Genomic DNA, 17,366 nt, shown 5'->3' with positions numbered 1-17,366 from the left:
ATTAATTCACATGTTTTATTAACATAAATTATTTATTTAATGTGGATATTCTAAAAAATCTTCCTTTAAATAGGTTTTATCCTAGTGTTAATAAATTTTTTTGATGTTGATAAACTATTTTTCTATTCTAATAAACCTTCTTATTTCTATGAAAAGGGAAATTATATCTAACTTGGCAAATAAATAGTATATATAAATGAACGGCAGCCCTTTTAAACGAAAACGCGAGTTTGAAACACATGAATCAAATCAAATGGTTTTTGGAATACGTGCAATCATTGAGGCAATTAAAAGTGGTAAAGAGATTGAAAATCTTTTCTTACAAAGAGGCCTAACGGGAGGAATAATTCTTGAATTACGTAGTTTATTAAAAGATCAAGAGATTGGTTTTCAACTGGTTCCAATAGAAAAACTCAACCGTTTAACTACAAAAAATCATCAGGGTGCGGTTGCATTTATTTCACCAATTAGTTATGATAAGATAGAAAATATCATACCATTGATCTATGAAAAAGGAGAGGTTCCTTTGATTTTGATATTAGATGGTATTACTGATGTACGTAATTTCGGGGCTATTGCTAGAACTGCCGAATGTGCTGGAGTACATGCCATCATCGTTCCGGCAAAAGGTTCGGCACAAATCAATCCTGATGCAATTAAAACATCTGCTGGAGCCCTTTATAAAATCCCGGTTTGTAGGCACGATAGTCTTTTGAAAACTGCAAAATTTTTACAGGAATCAGGCTTACAATTAATAGCATGTACAGAAAAAACAAATGATTACCTCTATCAGCCAGATTATACTGTTCCTTCTGCTATTATTATGGGTTCTGAAGAAACAGGAATTTCAACCGATCTGATCCGTATTGCAGACCATTTAGCTAAAATTCCAATGTATGGTGAAATTGAGTCTTTAAATGTTTCGGTTTCAGCCGGTATATTGCTGTATGAAGCTGTAAGACAAAAAATGTCTGCTAAATAAATTCGCTACCGAATCGTTGTTTTACATCAGCTACAATTTGCTTGATTTCTTGTTCTCGTTCTCTTGGACAAACTAATAGAGAATTGTTGTCTTCAATTACTATAAAATCATGTAAGCCTTGAAGTACTACTAGTTTATCTTTTGGAACATTGACCATACAATTAGAAGAATCATACATGATTACTCTTTCAGAAGGTATTACTACGTTTCCTACATAGTCTTTTTCAGATAGCTCATAGATTGAAGCCCAGGTGCCCAAGTCTGACCATCCAAATTCGGTTGGTAAAACATAGACATTATCTGCTTTCTCCATAATCCCGTAATCAATAGAAATATTTGTACACTGTGAAAAGGCAGATTGTATAAATTCCTGTTCTTGAGGAGTATTATAAGCCATATCTCCTTCTTTGAATATGTCATTCATTTCAGGAAGGTATTTTTCAAAAGATTTTAATATATTTTTTGCAGACCAGACAAAAATTCCTGCATTCCAAAGAAAATCACCACTTTGTAGAAATGTTTTTGCTAATTCAACATTTGGCTTTTCTGTAAAGGTCTTAACTTTGAAAAAATCTTCTCCAATCTTTTTTGTATTGTATTGGATATAACCATAGCCGGTATCAGGTCTTGATGGTTTAATTCCAAGAGTGATCAAGCAATCATTTTCAAGTGCTGTATCAAGTGATTTTTTAATGCAACGTGTGAACTCGTCAGAGTCCATGATTAAATGATCAGATGGTGCTACAACAATTGATGCATCTGGGTTAATTTTAAATATTTTATGACTGCCATATGCTATGCATGGGGCAGTATTGCGCATAATTGGTTCAGCTAGTATTTGTTCTTTATCAATGCCAGTTAATTGCTCTTTAACCAGCTCTATATAGTTTTCATTTGTTAAAATAAAAATATTTTCTTGAGGTACGATCTTTAAGAAACGATCATAGGTTTGCTGGATCAGAGTTTTTCCAGTTCCTAATATATCAAGAAACTGTTTTGGATATGCAGTACGACTTAAAGGCCAAAATCTGCTACCAATACCACCCGCCATTATAAGGACGTAATAATTTTTCATGCTTTATAAAACTTAAATTATTCCTTCTTTCAAAAGATCATGAAGATGGATAAAACCTTCAAACTTGCTTTCTGTGCCTACAAGTATCTGGGTAATATTATTAACGCGTAATATTTCAAGTGCGTTAACGGCAAGTTCGTTTTTATCGATGTATTTAGGCGATTTAGTCATGATATTTGCAGCTGTTAGTCCATCAATGGTACTATTATTATTCAGCATTCTACGAATATCGCCGTCTGTAATTATACCGTTTAGTTTTCCTTCATCTACAACTGCTACCGCACCAAGTCTATTTCTAGTTATTTCAATGATTACTTCTTTTACTGTTGCATCAGAAGCAACAAAGGGCTTTTCATTTTGTGCAGCAAGATCGCCAACAGTTAAATATAAACGTTTCCCTAAAGAACCTCCTGGATGATATTTGGCAAAATCAGCACTACTAAATTCACGACACTCAAGCAAACATACTGCCAAAGCGTCACCCATAGCCAATTGAGCTGTGGTACTGGTAGTTGGAGCAAGGTTATGTGGACATGCTTCATGATCAATGGTTGTATCGAGTAACCAATCTGCTTGTTTTGCCAGAAAGGAATCCTTATCGCCTGCCATTGCGACAAGTTTATTTCCACCTTGTTTTAATAAAGGTACAAGTACCTTGATCTCGGGTGTATTTCCACTTTTTGAAATACAAATGACCAGATCATTTTGTTGAATCATGCCTAAATCGCCGTGAATGGCATCTGCCGCATGCATAAATATTGCTGGAGTACCTGTAGAATTAAAAGTAGCAACTATCTTTTGAGCAATTATTGCACTTTTTCCAATACCTGTTATTATAACACGGGCTTTTAGGTATAAAATTTGATGTACTATTTCTGAAAAACCATCGTTTAACTTACTTGAAATATTTCTTATACCTTCAGCTTCAGTATGCAGCGCTTGTCGTGCTATTTCTAATATTTCAACGTTATTTTTCAACTTGTTTTTTTTAAAATAAATAAATATTTAATCGCAAAAATATGTTATTTTGACTATTATTATGACCTATTTTCAATTTTTTCCAGTTATATAATGGAAATAAACAAATCATTATTCGATAATTTACAGAATTTTTTCGGCTTCGATAACTTTAAAGGTGATCAGGAAGCTATTATAACCAGCATACTTCAAAAGAAAGATACATTTGTTATCATGCCAACAGGTGGTGGTAAATCTATTTGTTATCAACTACCAGCTTTAATGAGCGAAGGTACAGCAATTGTTATATCACCACTAATTGCCTTAATGAAAAATCAGGTTGATCAATTAAGAGCTTTTGGAGGAACAGATAGTATTGCACATTTTCTAAATTCATCACTCAATAAATCTGAAATTACAAAGGTAAAAGAAGATGTAACAAACGGTCTAACTAAATTACTGTATGTAGCACCTGAGTCTTTAACAAAGCCAGAAAATGTCGATTTTTTAAGGGGTATTTCAATATCTTTTGTTGCAGTTGATGAAGCGCATTGTATTTCAGAATGGGGGCATGATTTTAGGCCTGAATATCGAAGGATACGTCAAGTGATCGATAATATCGGAGAAAATATTCCAATTATTGCATTAACGGCCACAGCCACTCCTAAAGTACAGCAGGATATTCAAAAAAACCTGCAAATGAATAATTCATCTCTTTTTAAATCTTCATTTAATAGACCTAATTTATTTTATGAAGTAAGGGCAAAACGCGATGTAATTAAAGAAATAGTTAGATATGCTAAGTTGAATTCAGGAAAATCAGGAATCGTTTACTGCCTGAGCAGGAAAAAGGTTGAAGAAGTTGCTGAAGCATTGAAACTTAATGGAATAAAGGCGCTGCCATATCATGCTGGCCTTGATCCTAAAACCCGTGCTGAAACACAAGATAACTTCTTGATGGAAGATGTTGACGTGATCGTTGCAACTATTGCATTCGGAATGGGTATTGATAAACCTGATGTTCGTTACGTTATCCATCATGATATCCCAAAAAGCATGGAGGGTTATTATCAGGAAACAGGACGATCTGGCCGTGATGGCGGTGAGGGTATTTGCGTGGCCTTCTATTCACAAAAGGATATAGACAAGTTAACTAAATTCATGAAAGATAAACCTGTTTCAGAAAGAGAAATAGGAACTCAAATTTTAAAAGAGGTTATCGACTATGCTGAATCATCTGTTTGTAGGCGTAAACAGATACTTCATTATTTTGGTGAAAACTTTAATGAAACTGGTTGCAATAGTATGTGTGATAATTGTCGCCATCCTAAAAAATATTTTGATGCAGAAGCTCCTTTGTTAAAGGCTTTAACTTTGATACGTGATTTAGGTGAAAAGTTTGATGATCAATATATCATAAATATCATGTTGGGTATTGAAAATTCTTTAGTTGCATCGTATGAACACAGCAAATTAGAGGTTTTTGGATCTGGTAAAGAGGATGGTGAAATACTTTGGAAATCTTTAATGCGCCAACTAGTTCTGCATAATTTTGTTCGCAAAGACATTGATAATTATGGTCTTTTAAAACTGACTAAATCTGGAAATTCATTTATAGAAAATCCATATTCGATTAAGTTTATACTTAATTATTTGATGGATGTGGCTGAAGATGAGGTAGAAGAGGCCCAGCAGCAGAGCGGAGCTTTAGACACGCTGTTGCTTCAAATGCTGAAAGATTTAAGAAAAAAAATTGCCAAACAAAAGAATCTACCACCATTTGTAATATTTCAGGATCCTTCATTAGATGAAATGTGTACTCATTACCCTATATCTATTGATGAACTCAAACAAATTCAGGGAGTAGGATCAGGAAAGGCTTCGAAATTCGGTTTGCCGTTTATCGAACTTATAAAAAAATATGTTGATGAAAATGATATTGACCGTCCGGTAGATCTGGTTATTAAAAGTGCAGCAAATAAATCAGCTCTTAAAGTATCAATTATTCAAAATATAGATCGTCAAATTGCTCTTGAGGATATTGCTTCTGCCAAAGGAATCTCATACGATGAAATATTAAAGGAACTTGAAACCATCGTCAACTCTGGCACAAAACTTAATCTCAATTATTATATTGATGAATTGATTGAAGAAGACAGGCAGGAAGAAGTTTTTGATTATTTTAGGTCTACAGAAACAGACTCAATTGAGGATGCACTTGCAGAGCTTGGAACTGATGATTACACTCGTGAAGAGGTGCAATTAATGCGTATTAAATTTTTATCGGAGCTTGGAAATTAATGATTAATAAGATTCCCCAAATAAAACATACAGAATCAGGCAATTTTTTCCTGATGGCTGGACCCTGTGTAATTGAAAGTGAAGAAATTGCTCTCAGAATTGCAGAAAGAATTGTAAATATTACAGATAAGCTTAAAATACCTTTAATCTTTAAAGGATCTTATAGAAAAGCAAATCGCTCCAGACTCGATTCATTTACAGGAATTGGTGATGAAAAAGCACTCATGATTTTGAATAAAGTAAGTATGGAATTTGGTGTTCCGACGGTTACCGATATTCATGAAAGTCATGAAGCCGCTATAGCAGCAGAATTTGTAGATGTTCTACAGATTCCTGCTTTTTTATGTCGTCAAACTGATCTTCTCGTTGCTGCTGCATTAACGGGCAAAACGGTGAATGTAAAAAAAGGACAGTTTCTATCGGCAGGATCCATGAAATTTGCAGTTGAAAAAATCCAGGAATCTGGTAACCCCAATGTGATCCTTACCGATCGCGGTAATACTTTTGGTTATCAAGATATCATTGTTGATTACAGGGGAATACCAGAAATGAGGAGCTTTGGTGTACCTGTAGTGATGGATTGCACGCATTCATTGCAGCAGCCTAATCAGGTTAGTGGTGTAACAGGAGGGAAGCCCGCCCTGATTGAAACAATTGCCAAAGCTGCAATTGCAGTAGGTAGTGATGGTTTATTTATAGAAACTCATCCAGATCCGGCAAACGCAAAATCTGATGGAGCAAATATGCTACATTTAGATTTACTTGAAGGTTTATTGTTAAAATTGATCAGGATCAGAAATGCAATTTCCTGATCCTGATTAATTCTTATTTAGTGTTCTCTGTTAAATATTTTTAATAAATATTTTCTTTTAGCCATTGAACACTAAATGAAGGATCATCAATAGTTTTAGATCCATCTTGTTCAATAAAGGTGTGTTTTACTCCTGAAAGTTTTGAGTTTTCGTAGATATGTTTAAAATCAACTTTTCCTTTACCTACCGGACATGGTTTTCCGCTTATTTTATCAAGATCTTTTACATGCCATAATGGGAATCGGCCTGGGTATTTTTTGAATAAGGCAACAGGATCCATTCCTGCAGCTGTAGCCCAGGCAAGATCTAATTCCATGAATACCTTGTTTTTATCCGTATTGCTTAAAACATAATCAAATGCTGATACCCCTTCAATAGGTGTAAATTCGGATTGGTGATTATGATAGGCAAATTTCATTTTGTTTTTTGCAGCAGCATCACCTGCTTTTATGAAAATTTCTGTAGTTCGTTTAATCTCATCCATCGTATTGATTGATGAGCTAGAACAAATCACCCAATTGCAACCTCCTTCGGCCGACTCATCCACAATCTGCTGAACGTTATCCCGAAGATTCCGTGAGCCTACAGGAACTTGTGTAGACCTTGGTAAACCACCAACATGGTTTCCAATCCATTTTAGTCCTAGATCGTTTACAATTGCTGCAAATTCCTTTGCTGAATGTCTGTAATATAAACCACCAGAACCTGTAGCCGTTTCCAGTTCTTTGATGCCAATATCAGCAATCTGCTTAAGAATGGTTTTAGTATCTGCCCCGGGTAAGTTGATCAGAGAATTAAGCGTATAAACCTGAAGGCCCATGCTCGGATATTTGAGTTTTAATTTACCAGCTATGCCTGCATTAGACCATGAAGGTAATGCGCATCCAAGGGTAAATAAAGCTGAATTTTTCAGAAAAAATCTTCTATTAATCATTATATTTTATTTAGCTGTTTAAAATCTATTTCTTGTCAATTGTATAAAAATCATAGGTGATTGCCCAGGTAAATTCATTTCCAGGCAATGCATCTATCTTTATAAAGGGTTCAGGACTTAATGTTGTTGGAACTGACCAATACATAAAATGTGATAAAGGCCGATTTGACGTGATTCTTACAGCGGCTCCTGTTTTTTGATTTTCTATCCTGAAATCATAATCTTCAACATCTTTACCTGTAAAACCTTTAGGGTATTCCATGGTACTTTCGCCTTTTTTTAAATCTCTTTTATAGATCATTTTATTATCTACGAAACTCATAAGACTCTTTCTTGCAGGTTCAGAATTAATTTTAAAGGGCATACTGACTAAAAAATCTGGTCCTGTGTTTTGATTGTCGATCACAAAAAAATTATGATTAAAAACACTGGTATTGATCGCTTTTTGACCTGTATTTTTTAAACTATGTTCTAAAATCAATTGGGCTTTTCCTTTTACCAAGCGGACTGTTTTTTTATAGATATATGCATATCCAGATTCATCTTTTAAGGTATGAATAAACTCAACCCGGTCACTTTTTGTCTTTACTTTCCATTTCCCAGCATTAAGAATATCAAAGGGTTTACTGAATCCATAAGGTTCATTTTTTACCTTTTTTAGAACACCAATACCAATTTTCATGAATTTTTCGCCAGGAGCAGCAGTAGCGTAATCTATTGGATCAAATGCTTCAACCGGACCTGTAATAGCATCATGCCTTTTTGGATCATGTTTTTGGTACCATTCACCGAAATATTCATGGTCTTTAAATTTTAAACTATTTATTACACCTGACCAATCAAATCTGGTTCCTCTGTAAAATCCATTTTTAGCATCTGGCAAGTATAAATTTGCCTCGATTAAACCATTAGAAATACTTGTCTGAGGGTATTGTGCAAAGATGCTGGAGGCCGAAAAAATCAGGATTCCGAAAAGAATTTTTCTCATAATATCAAATTTTAAAATTGATTATTTTATAATTAAGGTCTAATCAAAGTTCCGTCTGCTTTTCGTACTTGCCAATTGGATTTAGTTCCAATAGGATATTTTGCTGCTTCCTTCTCATTGATATCTACCCCAAGTCCAGGAACTTCATTCACAGACATGTATCCATTTTTCATAGTAGGACATCCTGTAAATACTTCTTGCATTTTTTCTGAAAATTTCACAGATTCTTGAATCCCAAAATTCCATACGGCAAGATCGATATGTGCATTTGCGGCATGCCCTACAGGAGAAACATCGCCCGGGCCATGCCAAGCTGTTTTTACATTAAACCATTCACCTAGTCGGGCAACTTTCATGGCAGGAGTAATGCCACCAATCTGGGAAATATGAATCCTGATATAATCGAACCATTGATTTACCATTGGCATTTTAAACTCATTGATATTATTGAAGAGCTCACCCATAGCAATAGGAACAGATGTACTTATTCTTAATTGCTTAAACCATTCCATATTTTCAGGTGAAAACGGATCTTCAATGAAAAATGGTCGGTATTGTTCAAGTTGTTTAATCATATTGATAGCATCCATCGGTTGTACCCGCTCGTGAATGTCATGCAATAGTTCTACATCGTCACCACAGTATTTTCTTGCTGCCTCGAAAATTTTTGGCACAGATCGTAGATAGGTTCTATCATCCATGTAGGCATCATTTTCTCCACCAAATCCTGCTTCTTTAAAATCAGGTTTCTTTTGATTTACCCCAACTGCGCCATATCCACCTTGCTGTATCCTTACATATTTGTATCCCTCATCCATGAATTTTTTGACATTTTCAGCAACTAATTCAGGTGTATTTCCGCTTGCATGGGCATAGCAGGGAACTGCAAATCTTACTTTACCACCTAATAACTGGTAAACTGGCATATTTGCACGCTTGCCTTTAATATCCCATAGAGCCTGATCTAATCCACTTAATGCATTATTCAAGACAGGGCCATTCCTCCAATAGGAACTAACGTAAACGCCATGCCACATATCCTCAATATTATCAACGTCTTTTCCAACACAAAAATCATTGAGATAGCTATTTATTGCAGTTACAACAGCAAGGGCTCGTTGCGTGAATGTGGCACAACCTAACCCGTAAAGTCCGGGTTCTGTAGTTTCAACTTTAACGACAATCAAATTTGATCCGCTTGGAGCGGTAGCGATAGCTTTTACGCTTTTAATTCTTATTGGCGCCATACCCTTGGCATAGTTAGGTTGCAGATTTTCTGCTTTTGCAGATGATGCAGAACCAAACATGCCCATTATTCCAGCAGTAGAGCCAATTCCAAGAAGTCTTAATGCCTCGCGACGGTCGAGGGAGTTTTGATTTATTTCAGTATTCATTTCGATGAATTAATTTAGTGTAACCATTCCCCCCTAAACCTTCAGTTATTTAATTTATTTCTATTTTTCTTTCAAAAATTCTTATCAAATTTTAGTTTAACTAACTATTATAGTGAATATCTAAGTTTTAATAAATTAGTTTTAAACTCTATAATAATCAGGTTTCCAGTTCTGAATAGCTAATTTTATTGACTTTGAATCCATTTTTTCTGTAATTGCTCTTTGTACTAGTTTTTGATATTCTTCATCCGATGCAAATCGCAAGGCAATAATTTGCCCAATTTTTAGCTCAGAGGCTAGGGGCTTTCCTGTTAAAATAAAGTGCCTAAAGTTTTCTTCAGAACGAATGGCTCTATCCTGTGCTCTGAGAGGAAACGATCGTGTATACCAAAAAAGCATAATGCAGCATACAAAGAGTAGGGTAATTAAACTGGCAGAATAAAAACTTTCATTATTCCATGCTTTGCAAAGATTAAAAATTGAGCCTATTAATCCTGCTAGTATCAATAGCGATAGTATTCCGTGATAACCTTTAACCAGTCGTGCGTGGTTTTTGTAATTTTGATTCATAATTATTTATGTGTGATTTTAAATTCTGTTCGTCTGTTATTTTTGCGGCCTTGTTCAGTGTCATTATCAGAAATTGGCTGACCTTCACCATATCCTTTAAAACTTAATTTCGTTAAAGGTATTTTATTTTTAATCAAATACTCATAAACTATTTTAGCTCTATTCGTTGAAAGAATCAGGTTTGATTGGTCTTCTCCTATTTTATCGGTATGTCCGCCAATCTCGATTGATATTGTTGGATTTTCTCTTAAAAAAAGAATAAGCTGTTGTAGTTCTGTCATAGATTCAGGCAACAGATTGTATTGATTGGTTTCGAAAAATACATTATTCAATATAACCATTTTCCCGACCTCGATTTTCTGTAAATAAACATCCAGATTAAATGGTTTATTTTCCAGATTTCCTATTGGCGTAAAGTTCTGTGAATAAAATAAATATCCTTCTTTTGATACAGTAAGCCCATAAGATTTGCCAGCAGGTAAAGCAGCAAGAAATTCTCCACTTTCAAGATCTGCAACCTCATCATAAATAATTTGTCTGTTGGTCAAATTTGTGATTTGAATCTGTGCATTCAGGGCCTCCTTACTTAGATTATCGAAAATTTTTCCTTTAACATAGGTAACTGCATTGGGTTTCAATTTTTCGGGTAATTCAAATGAGTAGATATCTAGCTTTCCATATCCTTCTTTTTGATTGCTTGAAAAGAAAGCCAGTTTTCCATTGTTACTTATGCTTAAACCGCTTTCTTCTGCAAATGTATTGATTGGAAAACCTAAATTTTCAGGTTTTTGCCAACCGGTTTGTTTCTCGTTTACATATGCTTTCCTGCTCAAAAACATATCTTTATTACCCATGCCAGGCCATCCGTTTGATGAAAAATAAAGACTTTCATTATCTGGATGAATAAATGGAGATTGTTCATCATATGGAGTATTAACTTCTTTGCCCAGATTAACAGGATTTGACCATGTACCATCTGTGTTTAATTCAGAACTCCAGATATCATAGCCTCCATAACCGCCCTGTCGGGTGCTAACAAAATATAAGGTACGACCATCAGCACTGATTGATGGTTGAGATTCCCAGCCGGCTGTATTAACTGGTCCGCCAATGTTAAAAGGTTGACTCCAATCATTTCCTTCTTTTTTTGAAATATAAATATCGCATCTTCCTAAACCATCAGGGCGATTACATCCTGTAAAAAATAAATAGTTGCCATCTGGCGAAATGTTTTGAGCACCTTCATTAAAATTGGGGGTATTAATTTCTTTACTTAAAAATTCAGCAACTGACCATTCACCATTTCGCTTCACACTTTTATAAAAGTCTTCATTCCGATTTTGCTGGCGAGTGAACAGAATCATTTCTTCATCTGCAGTAATCACAGGTAGATATTCATCTTCTTTTGTGTTGAAAGCAGGACCCATATTAATAGGTTTAAAAGGAACTGGTAATTTTAAGGCTTCTAGACTAAATTCACAATCTTTAATTAATTTATTGATCTTATCAATGCTTGCACTATTTAAACCAGGATAGGTCAAATATTTATTGAAATGTTCTAATGCATGAGTATAGTCACCCGTATTTAATTCGGATTCGGCGATTCCAAAATAGGTGAGTGGATGAAATTCAGAATCAATTGATAGAAGTTTTCTATAGTTATCTAGGGCATTAGAATATTTTCCAGATTTCCGGTACAAATCACCCAATTGCTGATAAGCGGCTAGGAACTTAGGGTCATATGAAACGGCCTGATTAAGCTCAGAAATAGCCTTATCATATAATTTCTCAGAAATAGAATGATTAGCCTGTTCGTACGATTTTTGTGCCCGGTTAATTGTTGAGTTTGTTTGCTTTTGAGCACAGACAATCAAGGGTAGAAGGTAAAAAACAACTAATAAACACTTAAACATACCAATTGAAGAAAATCCTTAAGTATGAAGGTAAAGAATAAAAAGTTCTTAGGCTATTGTTTGAAACAAAGTTTTATACCTACACTGATCTAGAAAAGATATTTAAAGATAGCCTAAGGAATGTTCAGGTATTTATGGGTTTGTAATGAAATTTCCCATTTAGGATTCTGCATGACGTAATCAATGATCAAGGGAGTGATTTCCGAACTTTTAGACCACTCAGGTTGTAGATATAATTTGCAGCTCTCTGCAACATGAGCTGCATGTTCTTCAGCCCAAAGAAAATCACTAGTATTAAAAACGATCACTTTCAACTCGCCGGCAAAAGGCAAAATATCTGGCCTTGGCGACTTGAATTTTTTAGGTGACAAACAGATCCAGTCCCAGCTTCCTGATAGAGGATAAGCTCCAGATGTTTCAATAAATGTTTTGATGCCTCGTTTTTGTAGTTCAGCTGTTAAATAGTCGAGATTGTAAATAAGCGGTTCGCCGCCAGTTACAACTACCGCTTTTCCTGGAAATTTTTCTGCATTCTGTACAATTTGGTCAGCTGATGTGAGGGGATGTAATTCTGCATCCCAACTTTCTTTTACATCACACCAATGACAACCCACATCGCAACCTCCAAGGCGTATAAAATAAGCTGCTTTCCCTGAATGAAATCCTTCACCTTGTATGGTATAAAACTCTTCCATTAAAGGTAATAATGTGCCGTCGGGCGGAATTTGATGTGCCATTTTGTAACTTAGAATGCAAATATACTTAAGTTTAATTTCTGAACCTTGTTTTAAGAGGATTGAGACATAAAATTGACAATTTTTGATACCTAATGAACTGGATTAAACTATTTCCTTTAACAATTCTTTCTTCTGATGACTTTCTGAAGCAGGTAAATGTTGCTGGCAAGAAACTATGCATAGTTAAAACGGAAGGTAAGCTCTTTGCCATACAAAATAAATGTCCTCATGCAGGTGCTCAATTAAGTAATGGTTGGTGTTCTAAAGGAAAGATTATTTGTCCATATCATAGACAAGAATTTGATCTGCAAACAGGTAGAGGGGCACACGGACAAAGTAATTATGTAGATACTTACCCTATTGAGATTCAAAAAGATGGTGTTTATATAGGCATTAAAAAATCATGGTGGAAGTTTTGGTAATGGATTGTTACCCTAGAGGCAATAAAAATTAGAATCGTAGCATAGATTAGTAAATCTCCTTTTTAGCTGAAGCCAGGGTGTTTTTCAATAATCCAACAATGGTCATTAATCCAACTCCACCAGGTACAGGAGTGATCCAAGATGCTTTTGGAGCAACATTTTCAAAGTCAACATCACCAAATAATTTATATCCTGATTTTGTTTCTATTGAAGTTTCACGATTCATGCCAACATCAATAACTATGGCACCGTCTTTTACCATATCAGCGGTAACAAAGTTTTTCTTTCCAATTGCTACAATTAAGATATCGGCATCCAAACTAAATTTTTTAATATCCGGAGTTTTACTGTGGCAAATAGTTACGGTACAATTCCCTGGATTGGTATTTCTAGCCATTAAAATGCTCATCGGTGAGCCAACAATATTGCTTCTTCCAATAACAACGCAATGTTTGCCGCTGGTTTCTATACCATATTCCTGTAACATCAGCAAAATTCCGTAGGGTGTTGCGGGTAAGAAGGAGGGAAGGTTACGTTGCATCCGTCCAAGATTTACAGGATGAAAGCCATCTACATCTTTTTCGGGCGAGATCTTCTCAGTAACTTTATCAGCTGATATATGTTTAGGTAAAGGTAGTTGTACTAGTATACCGTCTGTTTCTGGATCCTGATTAATTTCATCGATTTTTTTCAGGAGTTCATCTTCGGTGATTGAACTTTCATAGCGGTATAATGTTGAATTAAAACCAACCAATTCACAATTCTTGATTTTGCTGGCTACATAAGTTTCAGAACCACCATCATGACCAACAAGTATGGCAACCAAATGTGGTTTTCTACCTGTTTTATGAAGTATTTCAGCTGCCTCAATAGCTATCTGATGTTTTAATTTTTCAGATACAAATTTTCCGTCCAGTAATTGCATTGATCTATTAATTGGGTATTTATTTACATTAAACAGCTTCTTAACCAATTTTATTGGCTATTGGCCAAATACAACAATAGCGTATTAATCTAGTTTTAAGACAGCCATAAATGCCGTTTGTGGTATTTCTACGTTTCCTACTTGACGCATTCGCTTTTTACCTTTCTTTTGTTTTTCTAAAAGTTTTCTCTTCCTAGAAATATCTCCACCGTAGCATTTTGCAGTTACATCTTTACGCAAGGCTTTCACAGTTTCACGAGCAATGATTTTTGCACCGATTGAAGCCTGAATAATAATTTCAAATTGCTGGCGTGGAATTAATTCTCTTAATTTTTCACAGATTTTCTTTCCAAAATTATAGGAGTTTGTACGGTGAATAAGTGAAGATAGCGCATCAACAGGTTCAGCATTTAATAGAATATCTAATCGAACTAAATCTGATTGTCGGTAACCGATCTGGTGATAATCAAATGAAGCATAACCTTTTGAAATTGTTTTTAAGCGATCGTAAAAATCAAATACAATTTCTCCCATAGGCATTTCAAATATCAATTCAACACGGTCTGAAGTTAGGTAAGATTGATTAATGATTGTGCCTCTTTTCTGGATACAGAGCGACATGATTGATCCTACAAATTCAGATTTTGTAATAATATTAGCCTTGATATATGGCTCTTGAACATAATCCAGTTTACTCGGATCAGGAAGGTCTGATGGATTATGAACATCAATTTCAATTCCCTTTGAAGTAAAAGCTTTATAAGATACGTTTGGAACGGTTGTGATAACGGTCATATCAAATTCACGTTCCAGGCGTTCCTGAATAATTTCCATATGAAGCATGCCCAAAAAGCCACAACGGAAACCAAATCCTAAGGCAGCAGATGATTCGGGCTCAAACACAATTGAAGCATCATTAAGCTGCAACTTGTGCATGCTTTCTCGAAGCTCTTCGTACTCATCAGTGTCAACTGGATAAATACCTGCAAAAACCATTGGTTTAACTTCTTCAAAACCTTTAATGGGCTCTTTACTTGGTTTATCTCTATGCGTTATGGTATCACCAACTTTTACTTCACGTGCTTCTTTTATTCCAGATATGATATACCCAACATCACCAGTTTTAATGACATCTTTGGGTTTTTGTGTAAGTTTTAATGTGCCAACTTCTTCAGCGATATAATCCTTATCGGTGGCCACGAATTTTACCCGGTCACCTTTACGAATTTCACCATTCAAAACTTTAAAATAGGCAATAATTCCTCTGAAAGAATTAAAAACCGAGTCAAATATCAGCGCCTGTAATTCACCTTCAGGATTCCCTTTTGGAGAAGGTACTCGCTCCACAATAGCCCGAAGTATAGTATCAACTCCTAGTCCAGTCTTACCCGAAGCGGGAATGATTTCTTCACGTTTGCAACCGATCAGTTCAATAATCTGGTCTTTGACTTCTTCGGGCATAGCACCTGGAAGGTCCATCTTATTTAAGATTGGAATGATCTCAAGATCATGTTCCAAGGCTAGATATAAATTTGAAATTGTTTGCGCCTGTATACCCTGCGAAGCATCTACAATTAGTAATGCACCTTCGCAGGCAGCAATTGAACGAGATACTTCATATGAAAAATCAACATGGCCGGGTGTATCAATCAAATTTAGAACGTAAGGTTGACCATCCTGGATATAATCCATTTGTATAGCATGGCTCTTAATTGTTATCCCACGCTCGCGTTCCAAATCCATATCATCAAGTAACTGAGCTTGTGATTCACGCTGTGTGATGGTATTAGTATATTCCAGAAGACGGTCAGCTAATGTGCTTTTACCGTGGTCTATATGAGCTATGATGCAAAAATTACGTATGTACTTCATTTGAAGCGCAAATATAGTTTTTTAAGCGTAAATTATTGATTAGTTCTTCCAATTATGAGATTTGTTAGGTCTGTTTATTTTAACCTGAATTTTTGATCAATGATATTTTCTATTTTTTTTATTCTGAGTTTCTCACTACTACATTTTTTTACTATTTTGCCTCAGACACTTTTATACAGCGAATTCAATGACTATTGGCATCTTACGCGAACCGACTACAGAACCTAGGGTTTCTTTAATTCCCGAGCACATCGCGGCACTCAAAAAACAAAATATTCATGTATTGGCAGAGCATAATTGCGGTAGCCATGCTTATGCATCCGACTTACTATATACAGAGCAGGGTGCCGAGCTGAGCTCCAGAGAAAATGTATTGAAAAATTCTGACATTCTGCTTAGCATAAATCTGCTTACAACAGATGATTTAAAAAATTTAAAAAAGAATGCCATTGTTTTAGGAGTTTACAATCCGCTTTCAAATTTTGCATTAATTAAAGATTGGGCGGCAAAGGGTTTAACAACCTTTAGTATGGATATGCTTCCGCGTACAACTAGGGCTCAGAGTATGGATATACTTAGCTCCCAGGCAAATATTGCGGGTTATAAGGCAGTATTACTGGCTGCTATGCAGCTGCCTAAATATTTCCCAATGTTTATGACCGCTGCTGGAAGTATTGCACCAGCAAAAGTAATGATATTAGGAGCCGGAGTTGCAGGTTTACAGGCTATTGCAACTGCTAAGAGATTAGGAGCTGTAGTTGAAGTTTTTGATACCAGACCCGCTGTAAAAGAAGAAGTTATGAGTCTGGGTGCTAAATTTATTGAAGTTGAAGGAGCTCTTGATGCCTCAAAAGCTGGTGGTTATGCTGTTGATCAAACTGAAGAGTACAAACAAAAACAACAGCAGCGAATTGCTGAGGTTGCTTCAAAAGCAGATGTAATCATTACAACTGCACAAATACCTGGTAAAAAAGCTCCGATACTTTTACCTGATAGTATTCTGGATTCAATGAAAAGTGGGTCATTAATTATTGACCTGGCATCAGCTACTGGTGGCAACACCACGCAAACTAAAGACAGTGAAACTGTAGTTTATAAAAATGTAACCATCATAGGTAATTCAAATCTTCAAGGAACGATGCCCTCAGATGCAAGTAAGCTCTATGGAAAGAATATTTTGAATTTTCTTCAGTTAATCTTTGGTCCTGAAGGACAGATCAATCTTAATTTTGAGGATGATTTGGTGAAGGGTACTTGTATTACCTACAATGGTGAGGTTTGTAATGAAAGGGTGAGGGAAGTTTTAAGTAGTAAGTAATAAGTTATACGTAATAAGTAATAAGTAATAAGTTTCAGATAATTTAATTGATCAAAGTTCAATCAACAACCAACATATATATGGAAACAATGTTTAGCTGGCTATCGCTGCATCAGGAAATGATTTACATCGTAATTTTGAGTGTATTTCTTGGAATTGAAGTTAT

At 35.4% G+C, this 17,366-nt stretch carries 15 protein-coding genes; 5 read left to right on the top strand and 10 right to left on the bottom strand.

Translation table 11 applies throughout. The features are described from left to right. The first annotated feature begins 196 nt into the window (after positions 1-196). Positions 197-982, top strand: coding sequence for a 23S rRNA (guanosine(2251)-2'-O)-methyltransferase RlmB (gene rlmB, locus ACIQZ6_RS08890; RefSeq protein ID WP_395810256.1), 786 nt, complete (start codon positions 197-199; stop codon positions 980-982). On the opposite strand, the gene ACIQZ6_RS08885 is transcribed toward rlmB, so the two are convergent. Both ACIQZ6_RS08885 and ACIQZ6_RS08880 read right to left on the bottom strand, forming a co-directional pair. Further along, positions 975-2,057 (bottom strand): mannose-1-phosphate guanylyltransferase, encoded by a 1,083-nt coding sequence (locus ACIQZ6_RS08885; RefSeq protein ID WP_395810254.1) that lies wholly within the window; start codon positions 2,055-2,057, stop codon positions 975-977. The genes rlmB and ACIQZ6_RS08885 overlap by 8 nt on opposite strands. Positions 2,058-2,069: 12 nt before the next feature. Next, complete coding sequence (locus ACIQZ6_RS08880) at positions 2,070-3,035, bottom strand: SIS domain-containing protein (RefSeq protein WP_395810252.1); 966 nt, start codon at positions 3,033-3,035, stop codon at positions 2,070-2,072. A gap of 93 nt (positions 3,036-3,128) precedes the next feature. Between ACIQZ6_RS08880 and recQ the strand changes: the two genes are divergently transcribed. Together recQ and kdsA are read left to right on the top strand one after the other, a co-directional pair. Next, positions 3,129-5,315, top strand: coding sequence for a DNA helicase RecQ (gene recQ / locus ACIQZ6_RS08875; protein WP_395810250.1), 2,187 nt, complete (start codon positions 3,129-3,131; stop codon positions 5,313-5,315). After that, complete coding sequence (gene kdsA / locus ACIQZ6_RS08870; protein ID WP_395810248.1) at positions 5,315-6,127, top strand: 3-deoxy-8-phosphooctulonate synthase; 813 nt, start codon at positions 5,315-5,317, stop codon at positions 6,125-6,127. The genes recQ and kdsA overlap by 1 nt, the downstream gene beginning before the upstream one ends. Positions 6,128-6,167: 40 nt before the next feature. Here the strand turns inward: kdsA and ACIQZ6_RS08865 are convergent, their stop codons facing one another. The 6 genes from ACIQZ6_RS08865 to ACIQZ6_RS08840 form a co-directional block, all read right to left on the bottom strand. After that, positions 6,168-7,061, bottom strand: coding sequence for a sugar phosphate isomerase/epimerase family protein (locus ACIQZ6_RS08865; RefSeq protein ID WP_395810246.1), 894 nt, complete (start codon positions 7,059-7,061; stop codon positions 6,168-6,170). Between the two features lie 25 nt (positions 7,062-7,086). Next, on the bottom strand, positions 7,087-8,049 hold the full coding sequence (locus ACIQZ6_RS08860; protein WP_395810244.1) for a hypothetical protein: 963 nt from the start codon (positions 8,047-8,049) through the stop codon (positions 7,087-7,089). A gap of 32 nt (positions 8,050-8,081) precedes the next feature. Further along, positions 8,082-9,443, bottom strand: coding sequence for an enolase C-terminal domain-like protein (locus ACIQZ6_RS08855; RefSeq protein ID WP_395810242.1), 1,362 nt, complete (start codon positions 9,441-9,443; stop codon positions 8,082-8,084). A 141-nt stretch (positions 9,444-9,584) separates the two neighbouring features. After that, complete coding sequence (locus ACIQZ6_RS08850; RefSeq protein ID WP_395810240.1) at positions 9,585-10,013, bottom strand: DUF6526 family protein; 429 nt, start codon at positions 10,011-10,013, stop codon at positions 9,585-9,587. 2 nt (positions 10,014-10,015) lie between these two features. Further along, complete coding sequence (locus ACIQZ6_RS08845) at positions 10,016-11,926, bottom strand: OmpA family protein (protein WP_395810238.1); 1,911 nt, start codon at positions 11,924-11,926, stop codon at positions 10,016-10,018. A gap of 113 nt (positions 11,927-12,039) precedes the next feature. Further along, complete coding sequence (locus tag ACIQZ6_RS08840; RefSeq protein WP_395810236.1) at positions 12,040-12,663, bottom strand: 7-carboxy-7-deazaguanine synthase QueE; 624 nt, start codon at positions 12,661-12,663, stop codon at positions 12,040-12,042. A 92-nt stretch (positions 12,664-12,755) separates the two neighbouring features. Between ACIQZ6_RS08840 and ACIQZ6_RS08835 the strand changes: the two genes are divergently transcribed. Continuing rightward, positions 12,756-13,085 carry a Rieske (2Fe-2S) protein gene (locus ACIQZ6_RS08835; protein WP_395810234.1) on the top strand — a complete coding sequence of 110 codons (330 nt, stop codon included), beginning with the start codon at positions 12,756-12,758 and terminating at the stop codon, positions 13,083-13,085. A gap of 46 nt (positions 13,086-13,131) precedes the next feature. Here ACIQZ6_RS08835 and ACIQZ6_RS08830 read toward each other — a convergent pair whose 3' ends face one another. Next, a complete protein-coding gene (locus ACIQZ6_RS08830) occupies positions 13,132-14,010 on the bottom strand; it encodes a bifunctional 5,10-methylenetetrahydrofolate dehydrogenase/5,10-methenyltetrahydrofolate cyclohydrolase (RefSeq protein WP_395810232.1) in 879 nt (292 codons plus the stop codon). Positions 14,011-14,094: 84 nt separating this feature from the next. After that, positions 14,095-15,882: a translation elongation factor 4 gene (lepA, locus tag ACIQZ6_RS08825; RefSeq protein ID WP_395810230.1), complete on the bottom strand. Its 1,788-nt coding sequence runs from the start codon at positions 15,880-15,882 to the stop codon at positions 14,095-14,097. A 187-nt stretch (positions 15,883-16,069) separates the two neighbouring features. Here lepA and ACIQZ6_RS08820 point away from each other — a divergent pair, with 187 nt between their 5' ends. Continuing rightward, on the top strand, positions 16,070-17,200 hold the full coding sequence (locus ACIQZ6_RS08820) for an NAD(P) transhydrogenase subunit alpha (RefSeq protein ID WP_395810228.1): 1,131 nt from the start codon (positions 16,070-16,072) through the stop codon (positions 17,198-17,200). Positions 17,201-17,366: the final 166 nt, after the last annotated feature.

It is taken from the genome of Daejeonella sp. (genome assembly GCF_044348475.1).
Classification (GTDB): domain Bacteria; phylum Bacteroidota; class Bacteroidia; order Sphingobacteriales; family Sphingobacteriaceae; genus Daejeonella.
The sequence above is the reverse complement of the archived record's forward strand: the minus strand, read 5'-3'. Positions and strand labels throughout refer to the sequence as shown.

Coding starts and splice junctions, on each gene's coding strand:
- rlmB (WP_395810256.1), top strand. CDS start 197: ATGAACGGCAGCCCTTTTAAACGAAAACGCGAGTTTGAAACACATGAA.
- ACIQZ6_RS08885 (WP_395810254.1), bottom strand. CDS start 2,057: ATGAAAAATTATTACGTCCTTATAATGGCGGGTGGTATTGGTAGCAGA.
- recQ (WP_395810250.1), top strand. CDS start 3,129: ATGGAAATAAACAAATCATTATTCGATAATTTACAGAATTTTTTCGGC.
- kdsA (WP_395810248.1), top strand. CDS start 5,315: ATGATTAATAAGATTCCCCAAATAAAACATACAGAATCAGGCAATTTT.
- ACIQZ6_RS08865 (WP_395810246.1), bottom strand. CDS start 7,061: ATGATTAATAGAAGATTTTTTCTGAAAAATTCAGCTTTATTTACCCTT.
- ACIQZ6_RS08860 (WP_395810244.1), bottom strand. CDS start 8,049: ATGAGAAAAATTCTTTTCGGAATCCTGATTTTTTCGGCCTCCAGCATC.
- ACIQZ6_RS08855 (WP_395810242.1), bottom strand. CDS start 9,443: ATGAATACTGAAATAAATCAAAACTCCCTCGACCGTCGCGAGGCATTA.
- ACIQZ6_RS08850 (WP_395810240.1), bottom strand. CDS start 10,013: ATGAATCAAAATTACAAAAACCACGCACGACTGGTTAAAGGTTATCAC.
- ACIQZ6_RS08845 (WP_395810238.1), bottom strand. CDS start 11,926: ATGTTTAAGTGTTTATTAGTTGTTTTTTACCTTCTACCCTTGATTGTC.
- ACIQZ6_RS08840 (WP_395810236.1), bottom strand. CDS start 12,663: ATGGCACATCAAATTCCGCCCGACGGCACATTATTACCTTTAATGGAA.
- ACIQZ6_RS08835 (WP_395810234.1), top strand. CDS start 12,756: ATGAACTGGATTAAACTATTTCCTTTAACAATTCTTTCTTCTGATGAC.
- ACIQZ6_RS08830 (WP_395810232.1), bottom strand. CDS start 14,010: ATGCAATTACTGGACGGAAAATTTGTATCTGAAAAATTAAAACATCAG.
- lepA (WP_395810230.1), bottom strand. CDS start 15,882: ATGAAGTACATACGTAATTTTTGCATCATAGCTCATATAGACCACGGT.
- ACIQZ6_RS08820 (WP_395810228.1), top strand. CDS start 16,070: ATGACTATTGGCATCTTACGCGAACCGACTACAGAACCTAGGGTTTCT.